Origin of the sequence: Ruegeria lacuscaerulensis (assembly GCF_013031245.1) — a bacterium.
Lineage (GTDB): Bacteria > Pseudomonadota > Alphaproteobacteria > Rhodobacterales > Rhodobacteraceae > Ruegeria > Ruegeria lacuscaerulensis_C.
On record NZ_WPZL01000001.1, the window covers coordinates 468,989 to 491,449 of the forward strand.

A 22,461-nucleotide genomic window follows, 5' to 3' on the forward strand; every position below is an offset into this window, starting at 1 on the left:
CTAGCATCAACCCGTCTGCCTCATTCAACGACCCTCAACTGTGGCGTCAGCGCCTCTTTGTGGGTCAGGACAGATTGATAGGGGTCTTTCGCATTCAGCATCATGTCAACCACGCTTCGCAGCAATTGCCGACGGCCCCTGCGAGAATAAAACCCGCCAGGCACCTGACACGTCTTGAGAAGAAACTGGCGATAGGTTTGATACGCGTCTCGATCCGGCGGCATCGGGGAGGCGAAAAACTCCGCCAGCGGTTGGCGTGACACGAACTCAGGCTTGTCGTAGACCGACCTGCCGAAAATGCGCAACGGGATGCCCCGCCACAATACCTGTTGACCTGCGGTCGAGTTAACCGTGATGGCGGAGTTGGCATCGTCCAGAAGCCTGGCGAGTTTGCCGCCCGGAACATAATGAACCCGGTCCGCATTTCCCCGTTCCCGCGCCATCTGCCGTACGCGACGGCGCAGGGGTTCGCGGTGGTTTTCCAGCGGATGCTCTTTGATCACCAGTCGGTGATGCGTCGGCGCGCCTGCCGCGAACCCATTGATCACCTGTTCCAGAAAGTCCGACATGCAGGAATAGTCCGAATGGGATTGAACCGAACTGTCATGGCCCAATTGCAGCAGGACCAGATGATAGGGGGACCCGTTTCTGCGCACACGTTCCGTGGCCCAGCGGCGCTGGATCCTGTGAAATGGCATGAGCGCCAGACGCTTGAAATACAACCTGAATTCCTTTGAAACAGGTAACTCCCGATGTGGTCGGAAATTTCGATAGCGCCCGTTCAGAAACAGCACGAACCAATGATAGAGCGCGCCGTAGAATATGTGCTGGCGCATATCCCCCCAATGCGACGGCGGTGGCGGCGTCTGTACCGCTGATTGGTCGAGCGCGTGCTGCATCTGGTCGACGTCCAGAGACATCAGGCGTGAGTTTCCGTTTGAGCCAGACCGCTCATACGTGACCCACCAAGGGCGTAGATACCCTTCTTCAAAAACGTGGACCGTAACACCCTTGTCCCGCGCAACGTCCACCGCGCGGGCGTGAACCGGGCGGGTGTCACCATAAAGGACGATATCCGTAACGCCTTTTTCGTCGATCAGATTGGCTAGTGTTTCGGGCCAGCGCCTGGGGTCGTCGCGGAATGGAATAAAGCTCGACCCGTCGAACCAAAACGCCTGGTCGCCTGCGTTGAAACCGACGCGCCAGACCTCGGCACCTGATGACCGAAGCATACGCCCCAGCCCGCTGAAAAAAGGGCCATGTGGACCCTGCAAGAACAGGAATACGCGGCGTTGCAGGCCTTTGGCGGGTGAAGACATCAATTCTGCTCTTATCGTTCTTTGATGAAATTATGCCCGTTTGGACCATTCCGGGCAAGGTGGGGCTTGCCCGTCGGGCTGCTTGGGCTTACCTCGGCTTTGAACACTGGGCTAGGTTAGGAACTAAGGGTTAGCGGAATGTTTACAGGGATCGTCACCGATATCGGCACCGTCACCGAGCTGGATCAGCAAGGCGATCTGCGGGCCCGCATCAAAACGGCCTATGACACGGCGGGCATTGATATTGGCGCTTCGATTGCCAGTGACGGTGTGTGTCTGACTGTGATCACTCTGGGCGACGACTGGTATGACGTTCAGATCAGCGCCGAGACCGTATCAAAGACTAATCTGGACAGTTGGAAGGTTGGCAAACGCGTCAATCTGGAACGCGCCCTTAAGGTTGGTGACGAACTGGGCGGGCACATTGTATCGGGGCACGTGGACGGCGTGGCCAAAGTGATCGCGGTACAGGACGAAGGCGACAGCACCCGCGTCACCCTGCGCGCGCCCAAGGATCTGGCCCGATTTATCGCTCCGAAAGGGTCCGTTGCATTGAACGGGACCTCGCTGACCGTCAATGATGTGGATGGATGCGATTTCGGGATCAACTTCATCCCGCACACCAAGGAAGTGACGACCTGGGGTGATGTTTCTGTCGGCGACCGCGTTAATCTCGAAATCGATACGCTGGCCCGCTATGTCGCCCGTCTGGCTGAGATGTCCTGAGCGGCCTATATCGACGTCGCGACCTGACCGGCCTGTGCCGCATGCGGTCTGGTCATTGAACGCGTGGTAGTCTATCCACCCGATCAAACTTGCTCTGTGAAAGGCTGCCTCATGAGCTTTGAAACTCCCGGACCCGTCGAAGCCCAGCTGCGCAATGCGATCAGCCCGATCGAAGAGATTATCGAAGAGGCACGCAAAGGCCAGATGTATATTCTGGTCGATCACGAAGATCGCGAGAATGAAGGCGATCTGGTTATTGCGGCCGAATTCGCCGATGCCGATGCAATCAACTTCATGGCCACTCACGGGCGCGGGTTGATCTGCCTGCCTATGACCGCCGAGCGGGTCGACGCGCTGGGGCTGCCGATGATGGCTGTGAATAATTCCTCGCGACACGAGACAGCGTTCACCGTATCAATCGAAGCGCGTGAAGGCGTGTCCACCGGGATTTCGGCCGCCGACCGGGCGCTGACCGTGGCGACTGCGATCAACGAACAAAACACGATGGCGCATATCGCCACCCCCGGCCACATCTTCCCGCTGCGCGCCAAGCGGGGCGGGGTACTGGTGCGCGCCGGCCATACCGAGGCGGCGGTCGATATATCGCGGTTGGCGGGGTTGAACCCCTCGGGCGTGATCTGCGAGATCATGAAACCCGATGGCACCATGGCGCGCTTGCCCGATCTGGTGGCCTTTGCCAAAGAGCATGACCTGAAGATCGGCACGATCAGTGACTTGATTACCTATCGCTCACGCAATGACAATCTGGTGGTCGAGACGTCTCGTGAGGTCGTCAATTCAGAATATGGCGGCGAGTGGGAGATGCGTCTCTTCACCGATCAGACGCACGGCATCGAACATGTGGTCATGGTCAAAGGCGATGTCACCACGCCCGAACCAGTTCTGACCCGCACGCACGCGCTGCACGAAGCGCCGGACATTCTGGGTCTAGGCCCGAAGTCGCCCAAAGAATTGCCCCGCGCGATGGAAAAGATTGCCGCCGAAGGGCGCGGCGTGGTGTGTCTGTTCCGTCAGCCTCGCAACTCGTTGTACGCGGCCGAGGACGAAGGCCCGCGGACCATCAAGCAAACCGGTCTGGGCGCGCAGATCCTGTCCAAGATGGGCATTCAGGAACTGGTGCTGCTGACCGACTCGCCGGAAACCGTATATCTGGGCCTCGACGCCTTTGGTCTGTCCATCGTCGGAACCCGCTCCATTCTCAAGGATGACTGATCGTGGCTGAACAAGACAAACACGGCGTGCTGCCGACACCGACATTCGACAAACCGGTCAAGCTGCTGATCGTTGTGGCTCCGTTCTACCGCGCTATCGCCGACAATCTGGTTGCCGGTGCAAAGGCCGAGATCGCAGCGGCGGGTGGCACTTGTGACGTGGTTGAAGTACCCGGCGCGCTGGAAATCCCCACTGCCATCGCCATGGCTGACCGGCAGTGCAATTATGATGGCTATGTCGCGCTTGGCTGCGTCATTCGTGGCGAGACCACGCATTATGAAACTGTCTGCAACGATTCCAGCCGCGCGATTCAGTTGATGGGTCTTCAGGGGATGTGCATCGGCAACGGTATCCTGACCGTTGAAAATGACGATCAGGCCGAAGTGCGCGCCAACCCCGAAAAGATGAATAAAGGCGGCGGAGCGGCCGCTGCGGCCTTGCATCTGATTGCACTCAGCCGTAAGTGGGGCGCTTCTAAAAAGGGCGTTGGCTTCAAGCCCCCGTCCGAGTCCATCCTTGTGGCGGGCGACAACAACGGACCCACGACAGCATGACCCAGACAGACGCGCCGAAACCGGCCAACCAGAAACGCCTGATGAAATCCGCCGCTCGGTTTTACGCCGTGCAGGCGCTGTTCCAGATGGAACAGTCGGGGCAGACGACGGAAGCCGTCGTGAATGAGTTTCTGGATCACCGGTTCGGCGCTGTCTATGAGGGCGAAGAAATGCTGGACGGCGATATCCGGGTCTTTCGCAAGCTGGTCGAGGATGCAGTGAACTATCAGGCGCCGATCGACCAGATGACCGACCGGGCTCTGGTCGCGAAATGGCCGATCGCGAGGATCGACCCGACGCTACGTGCTACCTTCCGTGCAGCAGGGGCCGAACTGACGCAGGGCGATACGCCGCCCAAGGTGGTCATCACCGAATTCGTCGACGTGGCGCGCGCCTTTTTCCCGGAAGGCAAAGAGCCCAAATTTGTCAACGCCGTGCTGGATCACATGGCGCGCGAGGCAAAGCCCGAGGCGTTCTGACGCCTTTACCGCGAGCAGACATGCGCTAAAATGAATATCAGAGCGCAAGGAGGTCCGTTATGCCAAAGCTGGTCCGTCTGTATATCACTCAGGTTGCATGGGGTTTTGTCATCTCGGCCATATTTGTCGGGGTGCTGTTGGCGCTGAACGTGGCCAATCTGCGCAGCTTGATCACCGGGTCGGATATCGGTCTGGTCGCGTTGTTCATGATCTGGTTCATGAACGGGATCGTTTTTGCCAGTGTCCAGTTTGCCTATGCGATCATGAGCTTGGCGGAAAAGCCGGGCGGCCCGCGCCGTGGTTTGCCTGTCGTGCACAGCTTCAAACCTGCTGCGATTCGTCAGGGCGCGCCGTCAGCGAAGTAATCCCATTTCCGGAAAATGTGGCGGGACCGCCAGTCAACCGTGCGGTGTGATTCCCGAGGACCTGTATGTACAGGTGGGCGCCAGGTAATCAGGCCAGGACCTGAACAGAGCCAGCCCCCTCGGAATTGCTTAAGGCCACCAGAATGCTACCTATCACAAGAAGGGCAGAACCCGCCACGCGCCTAAGTAGGGTGTATGGCGGGCTTGCACAAGGGGTCAGGCATCAACTGTTTCGTGCAATGCGGTGCGCATCTTGCCAAAATGCTCGTCCCAGCCTTTGTCGAGTGACAGGATAAGTCCAAAGGCATCAGCGCTTTGCGGCAGACCTTCGTGTTGCAATCCAAGGCGTGTTCCACCGGCGACGGGCTCCAGCGTCCATTTCACCACGCTGACAGCGTCGCCCATGGGTTTGACGGTGAAAGTATATTCCAGGTATTCCGGCGGGCGGGCCACGCGAACCTCCCCCCAAATCAACAGATCGCCGCTTGTGGTTCCGAACATTTCAAGCTTTTGCCCGGCGGCCAAGGGGCGTTCAGGTTTGTGGAACCATTCGGCCAGCCGGTCGGGATCGGTCAAATAGGCCCAGACGGTCTCTGGTTCGGCCCGCAGAAAGATCGTTTTTTGCAGAATTGAATTCGTCATTTCTTTTTCCTTTCAATGGCTTCTTTCAGATTGTTCAGGCGGTCGTCCCAGAACTGATCAAAATAGTTGAACCAGTCCAGAACAGGGGCCATCCCTTTCGGTTCCAACCGGTTAATGCGTTCCCGACCACGCGCCTCAACTGTAATGAGCCCGCCATCAGACAGCACGGTCAGGTGCTTTTTCACGGCAGCACGGGTCATATCGAATTGGTCCGTCAGCTGCGCGATGGTCATGTCCTGCGCGGCGAGCATCTGCACGATGTCTCGGCGGGTCGGGTCAGCAAGTGCTCGAAACGCATTTTGAATCTGAGTCTGCATTCGTCACCCCATTAGTGATACCTTTTGGTGTTATATTTAATGCAATACCAAAAGGTATCATGTCAAGAATAATGCGGTGCTTGATTTTTGTTCACGAATTGTTCACATTCCACATATGACACTGGATATGCAGCCCGGACAAAAGCTCGCGCGTGGTGTTTCACGCCACCTTTCGACGCACGGCTTTGTTTCTGTTGAGGAATTTGTACCAACGCGCGGGTTGCGCGTTGACGTCATGGGACTGGGCCCAAAGGGAGAGCTGTGGGTGGTCGAATGTAAATCCAGCCGTGCCGACTACCAGTCCGATTCCAAATGGCAGGGTTACATGGAATGGTGCGATCGCTTTTTCTGGGCCGTCGACACCGAGTTCCCGACTGATCTGTTGCCCGAAGAAACCGGCCTGATCATTGCAGATGCTTACGATGCCGAGATCGTTCGAATGGCACCGGAAGACAAGGTTGCTCCGGCCCGACGTAAGAAAATGATCCAGAAATTTGCAACCGACGCGGCACGTAGGTTGCAGGCGCTGCGCGACCCCAAAATCTGAACGGTCAGGGTTTTACCGCGCGGGCGGCTTGTGCAGCCGCAAGAATTTCGTCTGCGATTTCTTCGGCTTCTTCGGGTTCAAAATCCATGGGGACCTCGAGGCCATCCGCCTCAATGAACAGCCGCACCATACCGTGATCGGTGGGGCCGATTTGCAGGTTCGCCTGAATGTCGCGTTCGGTGTTGATGCCCATTTTCGCCTCCGGGACTGAGCGTTTGTGCTAGCGCGCAAAGGGTTGAGAATCAAGCCGCCTTTGCGGTCAGATGAAGCATGGACGACGTTCTGATCAGACCATTTCGCGCTGCAGATGCTCAGTGGCTCGTAGAGCAGCACGGCAGGCTCTACGAGCGTGATGAAGGGTTTGACGCATCCTTCGCGAAATTGGTCCGGCGCATTCTGGATGGCTATGTCTCTTCACACGATCCGGCTCGCGAAGGCGGATGGATCGCCGAGCGTGCAGGGGAAAGGCTGGGCAGTATCTTTTGTGTAGCGCTGGACGACCAGACGGCGAAGCTGAGGCTTTTTCTGCTCGTGCCAGAGGTTCGTGGGCTTGGTCTAGGAAAACGCATGCTGGACACGTGCATGGATTTCGCACGCGGCGCAGGTTTCACGGAAATGAAGCTGTGGACTCACGAAAGCCATAGGGCCGCCTGTGGGCTTTACAAGGCGACAGGCTGGCAATTGACAGAGAGCAGGGATGTCCATTCTTTTGGTGTCGATCTTGTCGAACAAAGCTGGAAAATTCGGCTTTAATCCTCTTGCATTCCGTGGGCACGTTCGGTACATCGCCCCTCACGAGTGCCGCCTTAGCTCAGTTGGTTAGAGCGCTGGATTGTGGATCCAGAGGTCCCCTGTTCAAGCCAGGGAGGCGGTACCATCTCCCTCAAAGCTTTTTGTATTCAAGCGCCGCATTTGGTTGTTTGTGCGCGTAAAATACGGGCCTGCAAACGCAAGCCCGCCTTGTCGCATCGTAGGTGGCAGAACTTACCGCGCCAGATTCAGGCGGAACCGCATCTTGGCCCTTTGTGCTGTTGGGAGGTGCCTGTTCAGGCGCTTGTTCATAACGCCGAAGCCCCAAACGATCATCAGTGTCAGCAGGATGAAGTAGAAGGCCAGAATCGGGTAGGGGACAAATGGATTGAACGTCTTGTCCGCGAAATAACTGGCATAATACAGAGCGTCGCCACGTTGTTGCCAGGCGGGGAACGCAGAAAAGAAGACCAGCGTGGTGGATTGGAACAAAAAGATCGCCTCGTTTGTGTAGGCGGGCCATGCCAGTCGCAGCATGGTGGGCCATATGATCCGGCGGAACCGGGCCCAGCCCGACATGCCATAGGCGTCCGCTGCCTCGATATCGCCCTTGGGGATCGACCGCAGCGCGCCATAGAAGATTTCACCGGAATAGGCGGCCGTGTTCAGGAACAGCACGATCAGCGCGCCCAGCCATGCGGCGGTGAACGCGTCGAACATCGGGTATGATTTCTTCAGCGAAAGGAAGAAGAAATAGGCAAAGAAGAACTGGATGAACAACGGCGAGCCGCGGAAGATAAAGATGAACCATTCCGAGGGTTTACGCAGCCATTTGTTTGTAGACGCCTTGCCGACGGCAAGTGCGGTGGCCAGAAAAAAGCCGGTCGCCAACGCCATGGCGCCAAAATAAACGTTCCAGATCATGCCCGATCCGATCAGTGTGAACTGCTCGCACAGGGTGAAATCGTTTCTGGGCAGCAGGCGCTCGCCAATACCGATCGAACGCAGGCCGTAATCCTGTATGGTTTGCAAGCAGCTCATTGCGTGGTCTCCTTGCGCAGCAGTTCTCCGCCCGAGGTTGCCTGACCATGGGACAGTCGGCGCATCAGGCCTTCAAGTCCGATTTCCGACACGCGCGTCATACCGAGGTAGAAGGCCAGCAGGAACAGGAAGTACCACATGCGCCAGTCGCCATGTGGGTATTGCGTGAATTTGGACGTCTTGGTTCCGCCCAGTTCACGCGCCCAGTACACGATGTCTTCGATGCCCAGCAGGAACAGTAGCGGCGTGGCCTTAATCAATACCATCCAGAGGTTCGACAAGCCGGGCAGGGCATAGACCCACATCTGCGGTACGAGAACCCGCCAAAAGGTCTGGCGGCGGGTCATTCCATAGGCTTCGGCGGTCTCGAGTTGCGCATGCGGTACGGCGCGCATGCCGCCGAACAGAACGTTGGCAGCGAAGGCACCGAAAACGATGGAAAATGTGATGACCGCCAGAAAGAACCCGTAGGTCTCATGCGCCCATTCAGGCGCGCTGCCCAAGGGAAGTTTTGCCGCCTGACAAACAATGAAATCGTTGCCCTGTCGAACCGGGTCGGTCCAGTCGGGGCAAAGAACCCTGTGGCGTGTCCATTCAAAGGCCTGATCAAGTGCGATCACGAAGAACAGGAAAAAAGCGATGTCCGGAACTCCGCGCACGATGGCGATGTATCCCTTGCCCAGCCAGCTAAGCGGCAGGAAGTGCGACCGCGCGGCCATTGCGCCAGCGAAACCAAAACTAAGCGCAACGGGTGCGGTAACCGCCAACAGCCCAAGAACTTTGAGAAAGGACAGATAGAACGACCAGTGGACGCCGTTGGTCAGATAGCACGAGAACCATCGGAACGTGCCGAGTGTATCGGGATCAGCGCAAAACGAAAACATCAGGCGTCTTTCGAACGTCAGGCCCAGCGTTCAGCCGGGGTTGGTCCGGCGCGCCGGGCGCCGAACCTTCGGAAAAGTGCTCAGTTGGTGACGACCGAACCGTCGGTGCCGTAAGTGGCGATTCCGTCACCGAACCACTTTACGAGCATCTCGTTCAGCGTGCCGTCCTCTTTCATCGAGGTGATGGCTGCGTCGAACTTGCCGCGCAATTCGGCGTCCGATTCACGAATGCCAAGGCCGATGCCGCCACCGAGAGGAACCGGGTCGCCGATAAAGACCAACTCACCGCCCGATTCTTCGACCAGCGGGACCAGATAGTCGCGGTCGGCCAAAACGGCGTCCGCTTCGCCGTTACGGACGGCTGCAAGGGTTTCTTCGGGGGTTGCGAATTCAACCAGGGTCGCGCCGGACTCGGCCACGTGGCCGGCCTGAATGGTCGCGGTTTGCGCCGCTACCACGCCACCGGTAACGTCGGCCGCATCAGAGGTTGCGACATAAGCGGATGCAGTTGGCGGGTAATAATCCTGAGTGAAGTCGATGACCTCGTCGCGCTCGTCGGTGATCGACATGCCGGCGATGATGGTGTCGTAGTTGCCCGAGACCAGGTTCGGAATGATCGAGTCCCAATCGTTCTTGACCCATTCGCATTCCAGACCGGCGCGTTTGCACAGCTCGTCGCCCACTTCACGCTCGAAGCCGTCGATTTCACCGGCATCATTGATGAAGTTATACGGAGGGTAGGCGCCCTCAGTGCCCATACGCACGGTGTCGGCCATGGCAATACCGGCAGTTAGCGCCAGTGCTGCAGTGGTCAGAATCAGGTTTTTCATTGGTTACTCCCCTTTTTGGTTCTGTCCTGAATTTATGCCGCCTTGGTGGCGGAGAGAAAGCCCTGAAGCCGTGCGGATTCAGGGGTGGTGAAAATATCTTCTGGCAGACCCTCTTCTTCGATCAGACCTTGATGGAGGAAAACAACATGGCTTGAGATATCGGCGGCCATTTTCATGTCATGGGTCACGATGATCATGGTGCGGCCTTCGGCGGCCAGATCCTTGATCACCCTGATGACTTCCTGTTCCAGCTCGGGGTCCAGCGCCGAGGTTGGCTCATCGAACAGCAGCGCCTCGGGCTCCATGCACAGGCCGCGGGCGATGGCGGCACGTTGTTGCTGACCACCTGAAAGCTGTGCCGGATAGACGTCGCACTTGTCACCGATACCAACCTTTTCCAGATACTTGCGGGCACTGTCCTCAACCTCGGCCTTGTCGCGGCCCAGTACGGTGACCGGAGCCTCCATCACGTTTTGCAGGATGGTCATATGGGCCCAAAGATTGAACTGCTGGAAAACCATCGACAGGTTGGTACGAATACGCAGCACTTGTTTTGGATCGGCAGGGCGGCGGTGATGCAGGTTGCCGGCCCAGCGCACGGGCTCGCCCTTGAACAGGATCTCGCCCTGTTGACTGTCTTCCAGCAGATTGCAGCAGCGCAACAGGGTCGATTTGCCCGAGCCGGACGATCCGATCAGGGACACTACATCCCCGCGTCTCGCCGTAATATCAACTCCTTTCAGCACTTCCAGGTTGCCGAAACTTTTGTGGAGGTTCTTGATCTCGATTACGGGAGTGGAATCTGTCACGGGTGGTCCAGGTGTTATTGGTGTTGGTGCGGTACTAGGGCTTAAATTTCGGGGCAATGCAATGCGCAATTGACACGTTCGGGTTCTGAATCCGTCAATTTGACCAGACGTCTTAGCCAAATCGGTCAGGTGTTAAGCATACCGATCGTGGCTTCAGGCGGATTGGGAACCGAAAGATAGTCGCCCGGCGGGATATCGATCAGCCCGCGAATGCGCAACAAATCCTGGTCGGCAGGCGCAAGGTCCCTGATAGCCGCCCGGACGGCATGGGTGATGGTCTGCGCGTCTTGGCCTTTGGCCGTGATGTAGGGCAGGGCGGGCGTCGGATTGGTCGCCGCCACTTCGCGCAAAGCTGTGCCCAGATCGGTATGTCCCTTGAGTAATTCCCAGGTCATGGCGTCCAGCGACGCAAAATCGGCGCGCTTCTCTATGACAGCTTGCGCTGACAATGCGTGGCCGCCGGTTTCCAGAATGGCGTCGGGAATACGGCTATGCCTGGTCAGATGAACCATGGGAGCCGCCCAGCCAGACTGAGAAAGCGCTTCGTTGTAGGCAAAAGTGCCATCAGCAAGCTGATCCAGATCACGCAAGTCGTCTTTTCGGGCAACAAAGACTGAGCGGTAATAGCCCGGCGGACAATCCACCAATCCATAGTCGGGCGTGCCAACCAATTGTACCTTGCCGTGCAGACGGGTGCGATAGGGCATTCCACATGTTTGGGCAAAAATCAGGTCAGGGTTCTGCCACACCTCCCAGACATCGGCGTCTCGGGTCAGCTGTTCCGGCCCATAGCCAAGGTGTCCGCGAATCAGCGCCCAAAAGCGATCATTGGCAGACCGCACCGCGGGCATGTCGTACATGCCCAGCATTGCAATCACGACTTGGCAGCTTTTTGACGGGCCAGGGCCGAATCCACGTCGCTGACGCCCAGCAGGCTGACCACCAATCGCAAAAGCGAATCCTCTTCCCCCGTTCTGTGTCCGTCGGCCAAAGCAACTGACCATAGGGCCTGTACCACGGCAAGCCGGTCGTCATAGGCAACGGCCTCTTTGATGGCGCGGGTAAAGCGGACGGTGTCCGGTGCTTCGGCCTCGAGGTTCTCGGCGCGGGCGCGCAGAGCCGCGGCCTCGAACGGGGACAAGCCATAGCGTTCGGCCGAAATCCGGTCGATTCGGGCCATCTCGCTATCGGCATAGTCATTGTCGGACCGAGCGATGCGCACCAAAAGGGCCGTCAGGGCAAGGCGGGCGTCATCATCGGCAAGTGGGTCGGGCTTCGGCTGAGTCAGCCGGGACAGGAAATCACTGAACATGCGTTAGATATAGATGGCGTCTAACGCTCTTCCAAGCGCCTTTGCACTCGTTCACGCGCGGTCTTACTGTCGTTGTAACTCAGACCCATGGCAATGCGTGCCTCTTCCACGATCTTGATCTCGCCCTCGTCGGAATTGCCATCGGCCAGAACGACCTCCCACAGGGCGTCCAGAGCGGCCAGACGCTCCTGCAGGTCGGTTGTTTCGCGGATCAACTTTCCGAACGTGTCGGTATCCGGGGCCGCAGCGTGCAGTTTTTCGCACGTGGCCCGGACCTTGGCGGCCTCGATCGCGTTGTGCTGATAGAGCCGCGCAAGGATGCGGTCGATCAGGCTGATTTCTTCCAGCTTGTAGTCCCGATCCGCCTGAGCCACGCGTACCATGAGCGCGCCCAGAGCAAGTTCAGCATCCGGGTCGGGCAGATTGTCGTGTTGCGGCGGGCGAAAGGCCTGAAAAAATTTTTTCAACATGCCGTGAGGTTATTCCATCTTTTGTGGCCCGCCAAGCACGGACTACCTGTCATGACGTCAATGATCAAATGATCGCCTGTCGGAACAGGATCGCACTGAAATGTAATCTTTTTTTGCGAGTGGTCAGCCAGGTTGAATCGCCTGTTTCGCCTGTTCATGCAACCACCCCAGCATCTGCCGGTAAGGTACAGGACCATAGCTGATGCGCGCGACACCAAGGGATGCCAGCGTCGCGGTGTCGGGCGTACCGGGCAGGGCAATGATGTTGACCGGCAGGTCGGTCGATTCGCACAGCCGGGCGATCATGCCTTCATCCTTCAGGCCCGGAGCAAAGAACCCGCTGGCACCGGCTTCGGCATAGGCTTTGGCGCGGGCAATGGCATCGTCCAGCATTGCGTCGTCATGAGTGTCAGGTTTGGCCTTTAGGAAAATGTCGGTGCGCGCGTTGATAAAGGCAGAGATTCCAACCGCGTCGCACCCTTCACGCATTGCGGCAACGCGCGCTTCTTGTATTTCAATGTCGTAAAGATCATTGGTGCCAACGATTTGGTCTTCGAAATTGAAGCCGACGACCCCGGTTTCAAGTGCACGCTGTACGTTAGTGGCAATACCGGGTACGTCCTCGGCATAGGCCCCTTCAAAATCCAGCGTCACCGGCAGATCAACGGCAGCTACAATCCGGCGGGCGTTATTCAGCGCGGCGTCCAACGGGATGTTCTGGCCATCGCTATATCCCTGCGCCATCGCAACCGGGGCGCTGCCGGTGGCGATTGCCTTGGCGCCAGCATCGCGCACAGCGCCTGCGCTGCCCGGATCCCAGATGTTGTAAAGAATGACCGGATCACCCTTTTTGTGCAGGGCTGCAAAGGCTTCCGCTTTGGTGGTCTGGTTGGTCATGGCCGGTCTCCTGTCGCTGTGCTGACGACAGTTAACCGTGTAAATGGCCGGCGCGTACAGGTTTTTTCGCACCGACCGTCACAATGCAGTGACCCGTCCGACGTCAGACCAGGCGTGAGCTGTCTTTCGCTGCGCGGACGAAATCGCGGAACAGCGGGTGCGGGTCAAACGGTTTGGATTTGAGTTCCGGGTGGTACTGTACGCCGATGAACCACGGGTGATCCGACCATTCGACGATTTCCGGCAGTCGCCCATCCGGCGACATGCCCGAGAAGTTTAGCCCCGCTTTTTCCAGCTTTTCGCGGTACTTGATGTCCACTTCATACCGGTGACGGTGACGTTCCTCGATATTGGTGCCACCATAAACCTCGGCGACTTTCGAGCCCTCGGCCAATACGGCGTTATACGCGCCCAGACGCATTGTGCCGCCTTTGTCATCGCCCACCTTGCGCTCGACCTTGTGGTTGCCCTGCACCCATTCCTTGAGGTGGTAAACCACAGGTTCGAAACGCTTTTTCCCAGACTCATGGTCGAATTCTTCCGAGCCTGCCTCTCTGATTCCAGCCGCGTTGCGAGCGGCCTCAATCACCGCCATCTGCATACCAAGACAGATACCCAGATAGGGTACCTTGTGTTCCCGGGCGTATTGAGCGGCCTTGATCTTGCCTTCGGTGCCGCGCTCGCCGAACCCTCCGGGAACAAGGATGGCGTGGAACCCTTCCAGATGCGGCGCGGCGTCTTCGGTATCGAAGATTTCGGCATCGACCCATTCGACCTTGACCCGCACGCGGTTGGCCATGCCGCCATGGGTCAGTGCTTCGGCAATCGACTTATAGGCGTCTTCGAGCTGCGTGTATTTCCCGACGATGGCGACCTTGACCTGACCTTCAGCGTTGTGAATGCGGTCGCTGACGTCTTCCCATTTGGCCAGATCGGGTTTGGGGGCGGGGCTGATCTGGAATGCGTCCAGGACCGCCTGATCCAGACCTTCCTTGTGATAGGCCAGCGGTGCGTCATAGATGGTGGACAAATCCTGCGCCGCAATCACGCTGTCGGGGCGGACATTACAGAACAGCGCCAGCTTTTCGCGCTCTTTAGTCGGGATCGGCCCTTCGGAGCGGCAAACCAGAATGTCGGGGGCCAGGCCGATCGACCGCAGCTCTTTCACCGAGTGCTGAGTCGGCTTGGTTTTCAGCTCACCCGATGCCTTGATGTAGGGCAGCAGCGTCAGGTGCATAAAGATACACTGGCCGCGTGGCTTGTCCTGACTGAACTGGCGGATGGCCTCGAAAAAGGGCAGACCTTCGATATCGCCGACGGTGCCGCCAATTTCACACAGCATGAAATCAACCTCATCCTCGCCAATGGCGATGAAATCCTTGATCTCGTTGGTGACGTGGGGGATGACCTGAATGGTTTTACCCAGATAGTCACCGCGGCGTTCTTTCTCGAGCACGTTCGAATAGATCCGCCCTGAGCTGACCGAGTCAGTTTTGCGCGCGGCAACACCGGTGAAGCGCTCATAGTGGCCCAGGTCCAGGTCGGTCTCGGCCCCGTCATCGGTGACGAATACTTCGCCATGTTCGAACGGTGACATCGTGCCCGGATCGACGTTCAGATAGGGGTCCAGTTTGCGCAGACGCACCGAGTATCCCCGGGCTTGCAGCAAGGCGCCCAACGCCGCCGAAGCCAGTCCTTTGCCCAAGGACGAAACCACACCACCAGTGATGAAAATAAAACGCGCCATGTTTTTCGGCTGCTCCCGTGAGACGTCATTATCAGCTGCCCGGCGGTCTTGAAAAAACCGCTGCATCACGGGACTTCACGTATAAAGGATTCGCGCCAATAGCGCAAGAGAACCGCAAGATGCTGTTGCAGTTCTCCTCCAAGTTTCTAGGTTTTGTGTATCAGTTCGCCTGCGGAATTAGCGGCGCGTTATCGCCCTGTGCCGGAGGAAGAAGATCGTCAGTCGACGGAACCGCCGGTGTGCTTTCTTCGGTCGGTGCGGGGGCCGGTACGCCCAGACGATCGATGACCGAACTGCCCGAGGACTTCTGCGCCGCCAGAATGGTCAGCGTGATCGAGGTTACGATGAAACACGCGGCCAGAATCCACGTGACTTTGCCCAATGCGGTCGCCGCAGCGCGGCCCGTCATGGCACCACCGCCGCCGCCACCCATACCAAGGCCACCGCCTTCGGACCGCTGCATCAGGACAACGGCGATCAGGCCCAGAGCCAAAAGAAGGTGGATGATGAGAACGACGTTTTCCATGGTGGTCCTGTACAGCGTGGCGTGTATCGCGTGGTACTTATGCAAGTTTGCCTGCGGGGGCAAGGGAGGAGTTGGCATCATGACATGTGATGCGCAGTATCACATCAAAGAGACTGGACAGTCAGGCAGGTGGTAACGCAGGCTGCGCCCTATGCCACATGACGATCACGACCACCCGCACGCCCTGCTGCCACCAGAACCTGCGCTCCGAGTCAAAGCGCTCGAGACGATTCTGACCCGCAAGGGTTTGATTGATCCGGCGGCACTGGATGAGATTATCGACACCTATCAGAACAAGATCGGCCCTCAGAACGGCGCTCGCGTCGTCGCAAAGGCCTGGGGCAACCCGGACTTTAAACGCGCGCTCCTTGAGGATGCGACGCCGGTGGTGGCCGATTTGGGATTTTACGGGCGCCAGGGTGAGCATATGGTGGTGGTGGAAAACACACCCCAACAGCACAATTTGGTCGTGTGTACACTGTGCAGCTGCTATCCATGGCCGCTGCTGGGTATTCCTCCGGGCTGGTATAAATCTGATGCCTACCGTGCACGGGCCGTGCGCGAGCCGCGTAAAGTGCTGGCTGAGTTTGGCGTGACATTGCCCAAGGAGACTTCGGTGCGTGTAAGGGATTCGACGGCTGAGGTGCGCTACCTTGTTCTGCCAATGCGCCCTGAGGGGAGTGATGGACTGAGCGAAGATGAGCTGGCCGCACTAGTCACGCGTGACAGCATGATCGGCACGGGTTTGCCAAAGGTGCCATCATGACCCGTGTGCACGATATGGGAGGTCGATTCGGTGATGGAGCGGTTCAACCCGAACCCGAGGATGCTCCGGTTTTTGCCGAGGATTGGCACGCGCGGGCGTTGGCTATAACACTCGCCGCGGGATCGCTCGGGCAATGGAATATCGACATATCGCGCCACGCGCGCGAAAAGCTGTCGCCCAAGGATTACACACGGTTTTCCTATTACGAGAAATGGATTTCAGCTCTGGCCGATCTGCTCGTCGAAAGCGGCGTTCTGAGCGAAGATGATCTGCGCGGTGCCGACGTGGGCGGAAAGCACCCTCTGGCAGATCGCGCAATGAAGGCCGAAGCGGTTGCAAGCGTTCTCGCAAAGGGTGGTCCTGCGGATCGGCCATCAAATGCGCCGGTGAAATTCGATATTGGGCAAGAGGTCGTAACAGCCCGTCCGGCGGTCAATCGACTTGTCGATGGCGGGCACACGCGGTTGCCAATCTATGCGGCCGGCGCAAAGGGGCGCATTCTGAAGGTACACGGAACGCACGTCTTGCCAGATTCAAGCGCGCACAGGTTAGGAGAGGCCCCCGAACCGCTTTACGCCGTGGTTTTTCCGGCGTCTAAACTTTGGACTAACCCCGAGCATCCGGGTGACGAAGTGGTTCTGGATCTCTGGCAAAGCTACCTGGAACCCGCATGACCGATTGCGTCGCACATTCCGCCCCGGAACCGGCTTTTGCCCAGCCGTGGCACGCGCAGGTATTCGCTGTGACGGTGGCATTGAACGAGGCCGGACGTTTTGACTGGCCGGAATGGGCGGCGCGGTTTTCCAATACCCTGAAACGCCACGGATTGAATGGAGAATTGAACGGTGGCGACGATTACTTTTTCGCTTGGCTGGAAACACTCGAGGCATTGCTTGCCGAGCAGGGCGCAGCCCCTTCAGACGATGTGAACGCCTTGCGGGATGCCTGGGAAGACGCCTATCTGACGACCCCGCATGGCGAACCGGTGCGATTGACGGGCGAGTAGACCCCGGATCCGGGCAACTGCGTCGAATTACCGGTTTCCCTGCCGCTTTCCCCTCGCTATACGAGCCGGGTTTGATAACTCAGCGCAGAAGGACCGGATATGGCCAACGTGGTTGTTGTCGGCGCCCAGTGGGGTGACGAAGGAAAAGGCAAGATCGTCGACTGGCTCAGCGAGCGGGCAGACGTGATCGCGCGTTTTCAGGGCGGGCATAATGCTGGTCATACGCTGGTCATCGATGGCGCGGTCTATAAACTGCACGCGCTGCCCTCGGGCGTTGTGCGCGGTGGCAAGCTGAGCGTGATCGGCAATGGCGTTGTGCTGGACCCTTGGCATCTGATCAAAGAGATCGGAACGATCCGTGCGCAGGGTGTCGATATCTCGCCCGAAACGCTGATGATCGCCGAGAACACGCCACTGATCCTGCCGATCCATGGAGAACTGGATCGCGCGCGGGAAGAGGCTGCCAGCAAGGGCACCAAAATCGGCACAACCGGGCGCGGCATTGGCCCGGCTTATGAAGATAAAGTTGGCCGCCGTTCCGTGCGCGTGGCGGACTTGGCCGACGAGGCGACTCTTGAGGCGCGTGTTGACCGTGCGCTGCAGCACCACGATCCGCTGCGCAAAGGCCTAGGCATCGAGCCTGTCGATCGGGATGCGCTGATCGCTCAGTTGAAAGAGATCGCACAGCAAATCCTGCCGTTTGCCGCTCCGGTCTGGAAAGTTCTGAATGAAAAGCGCAAGGCAGGTAAGCGCATCTTGTTCGAAGGGGCACAAGGTGCGCTGCTGGACATCGATTTCGGCACATATCCGTTCGTGACGTCGTCCAACGTGATCGCAGGGCAGGCGGCCACAGGTGTGGGGATCGGCCCGGGTTCGATCGATTTCGTGCTGGGGATTGTCAAAGCCTATACGACCCGCGTGGGTGAAGGCCCGTTCCCGACCGAACTGGACGACGCAGACGGGCAGCGCCTTGGAGAGCGCGGCCATGAATTCGGCACCACCACCGGACGCAAGCGCCGCTGTGGCTGGTTCGACGCATGTCTGGTGCGCCAAACCTGCGCGACCAGTGGCGTAAACGGCATCTCTCTGACCAAACTGGACGTTCTGGACGGTTTTGAGACGCTGAAGATTTGCGTGGGTTATGAACTGGACGGGGAACGTCTGGACTACTTGCCCACAGCTGCTGACCAACAGGCGCGCTGCAAGCCGATCTACGAAGAAGTGCCCGGATGGAGCGAGTCCACCGAAGGAGCACGTAGCTGGGCGGACCTGCCCGCCAACGCGATCAAATACGTGCGCCGGGTTGAAGAACTTATCGAATGCCCCGTTGCACTTCTGTCCACCAGCCCGGAGCGGGACGACACCATCCTGGTGACCGACCCCTTTGCTGACTAATGAGCGACGACGGGAAAACCGGCCTCAGCTATAAAGCGCGCCGTCGCTGGTCGCTGGTGCTGTTGCTGATTGGGCTGCCCGCTTACATTGTGGCGGTTGTGACGGTCGTGAACTGGCTCGACCGTCCACCGATCTGGCTGGAATTGCTGGTTTATGTCGGGTTGGGCATCCTTTGGGCCTTGCCCTTCAAGTTCGTTTTCAAGGGTGTTGGTAAGGAAGATCCCGATCAACCCCCAGAATAAATGCACCTCCTGTCTAAGTTGGGTGTGGCGACGGCGATCCATTTCTGGTGATACTTCACGCCCCGACCTAGCAGGAGCAAACTCAGGATCGTGCGCGCAAGCCCATCTGAAATAGCAAGGGCGTCAATCTACCTGTGCAATGAAAAAGGGCCGAAGAAAATCTTCGGCCCATCGTAAATTGGTTCTTTTGAGGTTTAACCGGCGGCGCGCTCGTCGTCCGGGCGGAACCCGATCTGGGTCGAGGCCGCAAATCGCCCTCCGCCAGCTTTTTCGATTTTACCGTCGCGCAGCAATTGACCGAAGGAGCGCAGGCTTTCTTCGCGGTTGAAGTCATCCTGCTTGAGCGAGCGGATCTTGTTCATCAGCTGCGGGCGAGAGAACTGTTCCTGCCCCTCGATGAAGGAAAGGTACGCTGCAGCGGCTTCCAGCAGGTCCGGCAGAGACTGTGCGCCTTGCTCCTGGGCGAACAGGGCGAAACCACCTTCCTCAGCCGCTTCGTCTTCCGAGTCTGTTGTCACGCGCCGGGGTGTGACCGGCCCCGTGTCTCCGTCCTGGTTGTCCACGCGCTGCTCTGCCACCAGTTTGAGCGGCGCTGCTGCAACGGCTTCCGGGCGCATGCTGGTCACCTGAACCTCGGGGCGACGGGGACTCACTGCCGATGTCAGATCATCACGAAAGCCCTGATCTTTATCATCTTGTTTGTTACCACCTGCGTCATTGCGCTCAGCTTCGGTCACGGCAACCGCCGCGCGCATATGCGAATAGGTTTCCCGCTTGTTGCTGGCCTCCGGTTTGTCCAATTGCTCGCCCACTTGATCCATCAGTCGCAATACATCCTGATCCATGCTAGATGCGTCGGGCGCGGGGTCGGCCGCGCGGTTTGCCAAAACGGTTTCCACGCTCGAAATCTCGCTAAGCAAGTGGATCTCGTCCTCTTCTGTCAGGATGCCTTCTTCGATCTTATCGGAGGCATCGTCTGAGGCCTCATCACTGAGGATATTGATTAGATCTTCGTCTTCGGGCTCGGGCTCTTCAGTTTCGTCGATGTCTGAAAACAGTATATCGGAAAGGGCAGAGACTTCCTCGTCCTGATCTTCCAGTGTTTCGGTAGGCTCATCCTCTTCCAAGGCCAGTTCTGTCAGCTGGCTTTCCGATACGGGAGCATTCGTTTGCTCTTCTTCTTGGTCTTGAGGCATTGCGGATTCGACCAGTGTGTCGGCGACGTCCTGCGTTTCATCCAGAGCTTCGACGGGCTCTTCGTCCGGTTCCACCGCGGTCGTGTTTGCCAGAGCTTCAACAGGGGCATCTTCAGCAGTTTCTGCATCCGCGTCTGTATCTGTTCGGCCGTCCAGATCAGCAGGGTTGAGCGAACCGGCTTCAAAGGCGGCAGCGACAGCGTCAACGGGGCCGGCGCTTTTCATAGTTGTTTCTTCATCTTCGGTATAGATGACCGAGTTTTCCTCGGAATGAGAAACGACAGCCCGTATCCGCTGTAACTTGGCTGCGATGCTGTCTGCAGCAGGGGGTGAGGGTTCTTCAACAGGTTCAGCTTCGGCGAAGAACGGCTGTGGAGCGTGCGAGGGGGGAGGGGTGGTTTGTGGTGTATTGACGACATTCAGGTCCGCTGCACTGGCACCCGGTTGCGAGGCGGCGTCTTCCGTTGCACGGATAAGCAGGCCGGAGTCACTTTGACTGGCTTCCACTTTTCTAGAGGCATCGCGCTGAGCGATCCGCGTCAGCATTTCGGTGTCGGGCTGAGGCGGTTCAGAACCGAAGTAGCGGTCATCTGCTGCCAGGTCACGGAAGTATTCGGCAATTGCTTTCATCGTCTCGAAAGAATCGTCAAAGCCTTCCAAAGTGCACGAGAAGGTTCCATAAGATACTGTCAAAACCTTGTTATTCTGTACCATCAGACGCACGTCCTCTACAAACTACGAGAGCCAACTAACCCGGCGAAGGGTAACCCACTGACTCGGAACTCTTTGCATGAACCTATCATTTTGTGGTCTCAATGTGTCCAAATCCGGGAAAAATGATCAATCAAATAAAAAATATGCCAATTGTGCGTTCGGAAGAGCCAATCGCGTTGGTCGGGGGCGGTCAAATCGGGCCAGTTGATTTGGATCTGGTGCTGATTCGCGTCAATACGGTCGTGGCGGCGGATGGTGGAGCCGCCCCGGTGCTGGATTCGGGCCGCATTCCCGACGCTGTTATCGGTGACTTCGATTCGCTCGAAAGCAGGTATCGCGAAAGGGTTCCCGTAGACCGGCTTTTTCAGATACGCGAACAGGACAGCACGGATTTCGACAAGGCCCTGCGCAGTATCGACGCGCCGCTGGTGTTGGGGGCCGGTTTTCTGGGCGGGCGGCTGGACCACCAGCTGGCAGTTCTCAATACGCTGGTTCGACGCCAGGATCAGCCCTGTATTCTGTTGGGCGAACGTGAGGTCGTTTTTCACGCGCCGCCTCGGATCGTGTTCAACGTTACTCCCGGCGATCCCGTTTCACTGTTTCCGTTTCTGCGCGCAACAGGGCGAAGCAGAGGGTTGGAGTGGCCAATCGACAATCTGGTATTCGAACCCAATGGGCAGGTTGGAACGTCCAACCGGGCACTGGCCGAGGTCGAGCTGCAGATGGACGGGCCTGGTTTGTTGGTCATGTTGCCTCGGTACGCTCTGGATCAGGTCATGCAGGCGTTTCTGTCGGGGCAGACCGGGCGCTGGCCCGCTCGCGCAGAATGACATACAGGCCAGCGGCGATGGTGATCGCAATGCCGGCGGCCGCAATCCCGTCAGGCAGGTCATGAAAGATAAGCCAGCCAAACAGGGTAGCGACCGGTATTTCAAGATATTGCATTGGCGCCAACGTCGCCGAAGGCGCATAGCGCAGCGACCAGGTCATCAGCAGGTGCGCGACGGTTCCCAAAAGTCCGATCGCGATCAGCAGGCCGTGGCTGTCGCTTTTCGGAGTGATCAGCGACAACTCCCAGACATCTCCGAATGTCCCGACCACCAGAACAGGCAGCAGCAGGACAGTTGCTATGAAGCCGGACACCGCCTGCAGGGCTATGGGGTCGGTTTCTTTGGCGATCTGCCGTGTCACCAACATGAACAGGGCAAAGACCAATGCCACGACGAGCGGCAGAAGTGCTGCTGCACCAACCTGAGCAAAGCTCGGCTGTATAACAAGCATTGTACCGACAAAACCTACGGCGCAGGCGATCAGACGTCGCATCCCAACCTCTTCGTCCAGCACGTATTTGCCCAGTACCAACATTATGAACGGCATCACGAAGGCGATTGCGATCGCATCCGCCAGCGGCAGGAATTTCAAGGCGCTGAACATCGCGGCAATGCCGACGATGTGCAGAACGGTGCGAATGACCGTCAGCCTCAACAACCGGCCCCGTATCCGCAAGGTTCGACCGGTTAGGGCGACCAACGGGATCAAGATCAGCGCCTGAACGGCAAACCGGACAAACACCAGCATGCCGATGGGTGTCGTCTCGCCCAATACCTTGGCCATTGCGTCCCCCAGTGGTGCGAGAAGGCAGAAACCAATCATCAATACGATGCCAAAGATAGGGCGATCCTGGGTCATGAGCG

Annotated in this window: 29 protein-coding genes and 1 tRNA gene; 14 read left to right on the plus strand and 16 right to left on the minus strand. The window is 58.1% G+C overall.

Annotated features, from left to right (window positions below; all coding sequences use genetic code 11):
- Positions 1 to 20: 20 nt before the first annotated feature.
- Positions 21 to 1,319, minus strand: coding sequence for a capsule biosynthesis protein (locus tag GOX66_RS02310; RefSeq protein WP_170759180.1), 1,299 nt, complete (start codon positions 1,317 to 1,319; stop codon positions 21 to 23).
- Between the two features lie 138 nt (positions 1,320 to 1,457).
- On the opposite strand from GOX66_RS02310, the gene GOX66_RS02315 reads away from it, so the two are divergent.
- From GOX66_RS02315 to GOX66_RS02335, 5 genes are all read left to right on the plus strand, one after another.
- Positions 1,458 to 2,045, plus strand: a complete 588-nt coding sequence (locus tag GOX66_RS02315; RefSeq protein ID WP_170759182.1) for a riboflavin synthase — start codon at positions 1,458 to 1,460, stop codon at positions 2,043 to 2,045.
- A gap of 111 nt (positions 2,046 to 2,156) precedes the next feature.
- Positions 2,157 to 3,278 carry a 3,4-dihydroxy-2-butanone-4-phosphate synthase gene (ribB, locus tag GOX66_RS02320; protein WP_170759184.1) on the plus strand — a complete coding sequence of 374 codons (1,122 nt, stop codon included), beginning with the start codon at positions 2,157 to 2,159 and terminating at the stop codon, positions 3,276 to 3,278.
- Positions 3,279 to 3,280: 2 nt separating this feature from the next.
- Positions 3,281 to 3,832 carry a 6,7-dimethyl-8-ribityllumazine synthase gene (locus GOX66_RS02325; RefSeq protein WP_170759186.1) on the plus strand — a complete coding sequence of 184 codons (552 nt, stop codon included), beginning with the start codon at positions 3,281 to 3,283 and terminating at the stop codon, positions 3,830 to 3,832.
- On the plus strand, positions 3,829 to 4,311 hold the full coding sequence (gene nusB, locus GOX66_RS02330) for a transcription antitermination factor NusB (protein ID WP_170759188.1): 483 nt from the start codon (positions 3,829 to 3,831) through the stop codon (positions 4,309 to 4,311). Before GOX66_RS02325 ends, nusB begins: the two co-directional genes overlap by 4 nt.
- A 59-nt stretch (positions 4,312 to 4,370) precedes the next feature.
- Positions 4,371 to 4,676, plus strand: a complete 306-nt coding sequence (locus GOX66_RS02335; RefSeq protein WP_170759190.1) for a hypothetical protein — start codon at positions 4,371 to 4,373, stop codon at positions 4,674 to 4,676.
- A 216-nt stretch (positions 4,677 to 4,892) separates the two neighbouring features.
- Here the strand turns inward: GOX66_RS02335 and GOX66_RS02340 are convergent, their stop codons facing one another.
- Positions 4,893 to 5,318, minus strand: a complete 426-nt coding sequence (locus GOX66_RS02340; RefSeq protein ID WP_170759192.1) for an SRPBCC family protein — start codon at positions 5,316 to 5,318, stop codon at positions 4,893 to 4,895.
- On the minus strand, positions 5,315 to 5,635 hold the full coding sequence (locus GOX66_RS02345; protein WP_170759194.1) for an ArsR/SmtB family transcription factor: 321 nt from the start codon (positions 5,633 to 5,635) through the stop codon (positions 5,315 to 5,317). Before GOX66_RS02345 ends, GOX66_RS02340 begins: the two co-directional genes overlap by 4 nt.
- 115 nt (positions 5,636 to 5,750) lie before the next feature.
- Between GOX66_RS02345 and GOX66_RS02350 the strand changes: the two genes are divergently transcribed.
- Positions 5,751 to 6,182, plus strand: a complete 432-nt coding sequence (locus GOX66_RS02350; protein WP_170759196.1) for an MmcB family DNA repair protein — start codon at positions 5,751 to 5,753, stop codon at positions 6,180 to 6,182.
- Positions 6,183 to 6,186: 4 nt separating this feature from the next.
- Here the strand turns inward: GOX66_RS02350 and GOX66_RS02355 are convergent, their stop codons facing one another.
- Positions 6,187 to 6,375, minus strand: a complete 189-nt coding sequence (locus GOX66_RS02355) for a DUF6324 family protein (RefSeq protein WP_170759197.1) — start codon at positions 6,373 to 6,375, stop codon at positions 6,187 to 6,189.
- 77 nt (positions 6,376 to 6,452) lie between these two features.
- Between GOX66_RS02355 and GOX66_RS02360 the strand changes: the two genes are divergently transcribed.
- Together GOX66_RS02360 and GOX66_RS02365 are read left to right on the plus strand one after the other, a co-directional pair.
- Positions 6,453 to 6,935: a GNAT family N-acetyltransferase gene (locus GOX66_RS02360; protein ID WP_170759198.1), complete on the plus strand. Its 483-nt coding sequence runs from the start codon at positions 6,453 to 6,455 to the stop codon at positions 6,933 to 6,935.
- A gap of 47 nt (positions 6,936 to 6,982) precedes the next feature.
- Positions 6,983 to 7,059: transfer RNA gene (locus GOX66_RS02365), tRNA-His, on the plus strand.
- A gap of 107 nt (positions 7,060 to 7,166) precedes the next feature.
- Here GOX66_RS02365 and GOX66_RS02370 read toward each other — a convergent pair.
- The 10 genes from GOX66_RS02370 to secG all read right to left on the minus strand — a co-directional run bounded on the left by GOX66_RS02370 (position 7,167) and on the right by secG (position 15,448).
- On the minus strand, positions 7,167 to 7,973 hold the full coding sequence (locus tag GOX66_RS02370) for an ABC transporter permease (protein WP_170759199.1): 807 nt from the start codon (positions 7,971 to 7,973) through the stop codon (positions 7,167 to 7,169).
- Positions 7,970 to 8,857: an ABC transporter permease gene (locus GOX66_RS02375; protein WP_170759200.1), complete on the minus strand. Its 888-nt coding sequence runs from the start codon at positions 8,855 to 8,857 to the stop codon at positions 7,970 to 7,972. The genes GOX66_RS02370 and GOX66_RS02375 overlap by 4 nt, the downstream gene beginning before the upstream one ends.
- 80 nt (positions 8,858 to 8,937) lie before the next feature.
- Positions 8,938 to 9,687, minus strand: coding sequence for a transporter substrate-binding domain-containing protein (locus GOX66_RS02380; protein ID WP_170759201.1), 750 nt, complete (start codon positions 9,685 to 9,687; stop codon positions 8,938 to 8,940).
- A gap of 32 nt (positions 9,688 to 9,719) precedes the next feature.
- The gene (locus tag GOX66_RS02385) at positions 9,720 to 10,496 is read right to left on the minus strand and encodes an ATP-binding cassette domain-containing protein (protein WP_170759202.1); all 777 of its coding nucleotides are present in this window, start codon (positions 10,494 to 10,496) and stop codon (positions 9,720 to 9,722) included.
- Between the two features lie 125 nt (positions 10,497 to 10,621).
- Positions 10,622 to 11,374 (minus strand): PhnD/SsuA/transferrin family substrate-binding protein, encoded by a 753-nt coding sequence (locus GOX66_RS02390; RefSeq protein ID WP_170759203.1) that lies wholly within the window; start codon positions 11,372 to 11,374, stop codon positions 10,622 to 10,624.
- Positions 11,371 to 11,808 (minus strand): tellurite resistance TerB family protein, encoded by a 438-nt coding sequence (locus GOX66_RS02395; protein WP_170759204.1) that lies wholly within the window; start codon positions 11,806 to 11,808, stop codon positions 11,371 to 11,373. The genes GOX66_RS02390 and GOX66_RS02395 overlap by 4 nt, the downstream gene beginning before the upstream one ends.
- A 20-nt stretch (positions 11,809 to 11,828) precedes the next feature.
- Positions 11,829 to 12,278: a tellurite resistance TerB family protein gene (locus GOX66_RS02400; RefSeq protein ID WP_170759205.1), complete on the minus strand. Its 450-nt coding sequence runs from the start codon at positions 12,276 to 12,278 to the stop codon at positions 11,829 to 11,831.
- 123 nt (positions 12,279 to 12,401) lie between these two features.
- Entirely contained in the window at positions 12,402 to 13,175 is a 774-nt protein-coding gene (locus GOX66_RS02405; protein ID WP_170759207.1) for an isocitrate lyase/PEP mutase family protein, read from the minus strand.
- A 103-nt stretch (positions 13,176 to 13,278) separates the two neighbouring features.
- Positions 13,279 to 14,922 carry a CTP synthase gene (locus GOX66_RS02410; RefSeq protein WP_170759209.1) on the minus strand — a complete coding sequence of 548 codons (1,644 nt, stop codon included), beginning with the start codon at positions 14,920 to 14,922 and terminating at the stop codon, positions 13,279 to 13,281.
- A gap of 160 nt (positions 14,923 to 15,082) precedes the next feature.
- Positions 15,083 to 15,448 (minus strand): preprotein translocase subunit SecG, encoded by a 366-nt coding sequence (gene secG, locus GOX66_RS02415; protein WP_170759305.1) that lies wholly within the window; start codon positions 15,446 to 15,448, stop codon positions 15,083 to 15,085.
- A 151-nt stretch (positions 15,449 to 15,599) separates the two neighbouring features.
- Here secG and nthA point away from each other — a divergent pair, with 151 nt between their 5' ends.
- The 5 genes from nthA to GOX66_RS02440 all read left to right on the plus strand — a co-directional run bounded on the left by nthA (position 15,600) and on the right by GOX66_RS02440 (position 18,857).
- Complete coding sequence (gene nthA / locus GOX66_RS02420; RefSeq protein WP_170759211.1) at positions 15,600 to 16,214, plus strand: nitrile hydratase subunit alpha; 615 nt, start codon at positions 15,600 to 15,602, stop codon at positions 16,212 to 16,214.
- A complete protein-coding gene (gene nthB / locus GOX66_RS02425) occupies positions 16,211 to 16,888 on the plus strand; it encodes a nitrile hydratase subunit beta (RefSeq protein ID WP_170759213.1) in 678 nt (225 codons plus the stop codon). Before nthA ends, nthB begins: the two co-directional genes overlap by 4 nt.
- On the plus strand, positions 16,885 to 17,220 hold the full coding sequence (locus GOX66_RS02430; RefSeq protein WP_170759215.1) for a nitrile hydratase accessory protein: 336 nt from the start codon (positions 16,885 to 16,887) through the stop codon (positions 17,218 to 17,220). The genes nthB and GOX66_RS02430 overlap by 4 nt, the downstream gene beginning before the upstream one ends.
- 99 nt (positions 17,221 to 17,319) lie before the next feature.
- Positions 17,320 to 18,615 carry an adenylosuccinate synthase gene (locus tag GOX66_RS02435; protein WP_170759217.1) on the plus strand — a complete coding sequence of 432 codons (1,296 nt, stop codon included), beginning with the start codon at positions 17,320 to 17,322 and terminating at the stop codon, positions 18,613 to 18,615.
- Positions 18,615 to 18,857, plus strand: a complete 243-nt coding sequence (locus GOX66_RS02440; RefSeq protein ID WP_170759219.1) for a DUF2842 domain-containing protein — start codon at positions 18,615 to 18,617, stop codon at positions 18,855 to 18,857. The genes GOX66_RS02435 and GOX66_RS02440 overlap by 1 nt, the downstream gene beginning before the upstream one ends.
- 194 nt (positions 18,858 to 19,051) lie before the next feature.
- On the opposite strand, the gene GOX66_RS02445 is transcribed toward GOX66_RS02440, so the two are convergent.
- Positions 19,052 to 20,767 carry a hypothetical protein gene (locus tag GOX66_RS02445; protein WP_170759221.1) on the minus strand — a complete coding sequence of 572 codons (1,716 nt, stop codon included), beginning with the start codon at positions 20,765 to 20,767 and terminating at the stop codon, positions 19,052 to 19,054.
- Positions 20,768 to 20,910: 143 nt separating this feature from the next.
- Here GOX66_RS02445 and GOX66_RS02450 point away from each other — a divergent pair, with 143 nt between their 5' ends.
- Positions 20,911 to 21,597, plus strand: coding sequence for a thiamine diphosphokinase (locus GOX66_RS02450; protein WP_237212430.1), 687 nt, complete (start codon positions 20,911 to 20,913; stop codon positions 21,595 to 21,597).
- Here GOX66_RS02450 and GOX66_RS02455 read toward each other — a convergent pair.
- Entirely contained in the window at positions 21,542 to 22,456 is a 915-nt protein-coding gene (locus GOX66_RS02455; RefSeq protein ID WP_170759225.1) for a DMT family transporter, read from the minus strand. The two genes, GOX66_RS02450 and GOX66_RS02455, sit on opposite strands and share 56 nt — an antisense overlap.
- Positions 22,457 to 22,461: the final 5 nt, after the last annotated feature.

What these genes read in the sequence shown, in the direction of transcription:
- GOX66_RS02355 (WP_170759197.1), bottom strand. Translation starts at nt 6,375, where the DNA reads ATGGGCATCAACACCGAACGCGACATTCAGGCGAACCTGCAAATCGGC.
- GOX66_RS02445 (WP_170759221.1), bottom strand. Translation starts at nt 20,767, where the DNA reads ATGGTACAGAATAACAAGGTTTTGACAGTATCTTATGGAACCTTCTCG.
- GOX66_RS02450 (WP_237212430.1), top strand. Translation starts at nt 20,911, where the DNA reads ATGCCAATTGTGCGTTCGGAAGAGCCAATCGCGTTGGTCGGGGGCGGT.
- GOX66_RS02400 (WP_170759205.1), bottom strand. Translation starts at nt 12,278, where the DNA reads ATGTTGAAAAAATTTTTTCAGGCCTTTCGCCCGCCGCAACACGACAAT.
- GOX66_RS02380 (WP_170759201.1), bottom strand. Translation starts at nt 9,687, where the DNA reads ATGAAAAACCTGATTCTGACCACTGCAGCACTGGCGCTAACTGCCGGT.
- GOX66_RS02430 (WP_170759215.1), top strand. Translation starts at nt 16,885, where the DNA reads ATGACCGATTGCGTCGCACATTCCGCCCCGGAACCGGCTTTTGCCCAG.
- GOX66_RS02335 (WP_170759190.1), top strand. Translation starts at nt 4,371, where the DNA reads ATGCCAAAGCTGGTCCGTCTGTATATCACTCAGGTTGCATGGGGTTTT.
- secG (WP_170759305.1), bottom strand. Translation starts at nt 15,448, where the DNA reads ATGGAAAACGTCGTTCTCATCATCCACCTTCTTTTGGCTCTGGGCCTG.
- GOX66_RS02350 (WP_170759196.1), top strand. Translation starts at nt 5,751, where the DNA reads ATGACACTGGATATGCAGCCCGGACAAAAGCTCGCGCGTGGTGTTTCA.
- GOX66_RS02410 (WP_170759209.1), bottom strand. Translation starts at nt 14,922, where the DNA reads ATGGCGCGTTTTATTTTCATCACTGGTGGTGTGGTTTCGTCCTTGGGC.
- nthA (WP_170759211.1), top strand. Translation starts at nt 15,600, where the DNA reads ATGCCACATGACGATCACGACCACCCGCACGCCCTGCTGCCACCAGAA.
- GOX66_RS02345 (WP_170759194.1), bottom strand. Translation starts at nt 5,635, where the DNA reads ATGCAGACTCAGATTCAAAATGCGTTTCGAGCACTTGCTGACCCGACC.
- GOX66_RS02405 (WP_170759207.1), bottom strand. Translation starts at nt 13,175, where the DNA reads ATGACCAACCAGACCACCAAAGCGGAAGCCTTTGCAGCCCTGCACAAA.
- nthB (WP_170759213.1), top strand. Translation starts at nt 16,211, where the DNA reads ATGACCCGTGTGCACGATATGGGAGGTCGATTCGGTGATGGAGCGGTT.
- GOX66_RS02315 (WP_170759182.1), top strand. Translation starts at nt 1,458, where the DNA reads ATGTTTACAGGGATCGTCACCGATATCGGCACCGTCACCGAGCTGGAT.
- GOX66_RS02375 (WP_170759200.1), bottom strand. Translation starts at nt 8,857, where the DNA reads ATGTTTTCGTTTTGCGCTGATCCCGATACACTCGGCACGTTCCGATGG.
- GOX66_RS02370 (WP_170759199.1), bottom strand. Translation starts at nt 7,973, where the DNA reads ATGAGCTGCTTGCAAACCATACAGGATTACGGCCTGCGTTCGATCGGT.
- ribB (WP_170759184.1), top strand. Translation starts at nt 2,157, where the DNA reads ATGAGCTTTGAAACTCCCGGACCCGTCGAAGCCCAGCTGCGCAATGCG.
- GOX66_RS02340 (WP_170759192.1), bottom strand. Translation starts at nt 5,318, where the DNA reads ATGACGAATTCAATTCTGCAAAAAACGATCTTTCTGCGGGCCGAACCA.
- GOX66_RS02395 (WP_170759204.1), bottom strand. Translation starts at nt 11,808, where the DNA reads ATGTTCAGTGATTTCCTGTCCCGGCTGACTCAGCCGAAGCCCGACCCA.
- nusB (WP_170759188.1), top strand. Translation starts at nt 3,829, where the DNA reads ATGACCCAGACAGACGCGCCGAAACCGGCCAACCAGAAACGCCTGATG.
- GOX66_RS02435 (WP_170759217.1), top strand. Translation starts at nt 17,320, where the DNA reads ATGGCCAACGTGGTTGTTGTCGGCGCCCAGTGGGGTGACGAAGGAAAA.
- GOX66_RS02440 (WP_170759219.1), top strand. Translation starts at nt 18,615, where the DNA reads ATGAGCGACGACGGGAAAACCGGCCTCAGCTATAAAGCGCGCCGTCGC.
- GOX66_RS02360 (WP_170759198.1), top strand. Translation starts at nt 6,453, where the DNA reads ATGGACGACGTTCTGATCAGACCATTTCGCGCTGCAGATGCTCAGTGG.
- GOX66_RS02455 (WP_170759225.1), bottom strand. Translation starts at nt 22,456, where the DNA reads ATGACCCAGGATCGCCCTATCTTTGGCATCGTATTGATGATTGGTTTC.
- GOX66_RS02310 (WP_170759180.1), bottom strand. Translation starts at nt 1,319, where the DNA reads ATGTCTTCACCCGCCAAAGGCCTGCAACGCCGCGTATTCCTGTTCTTG.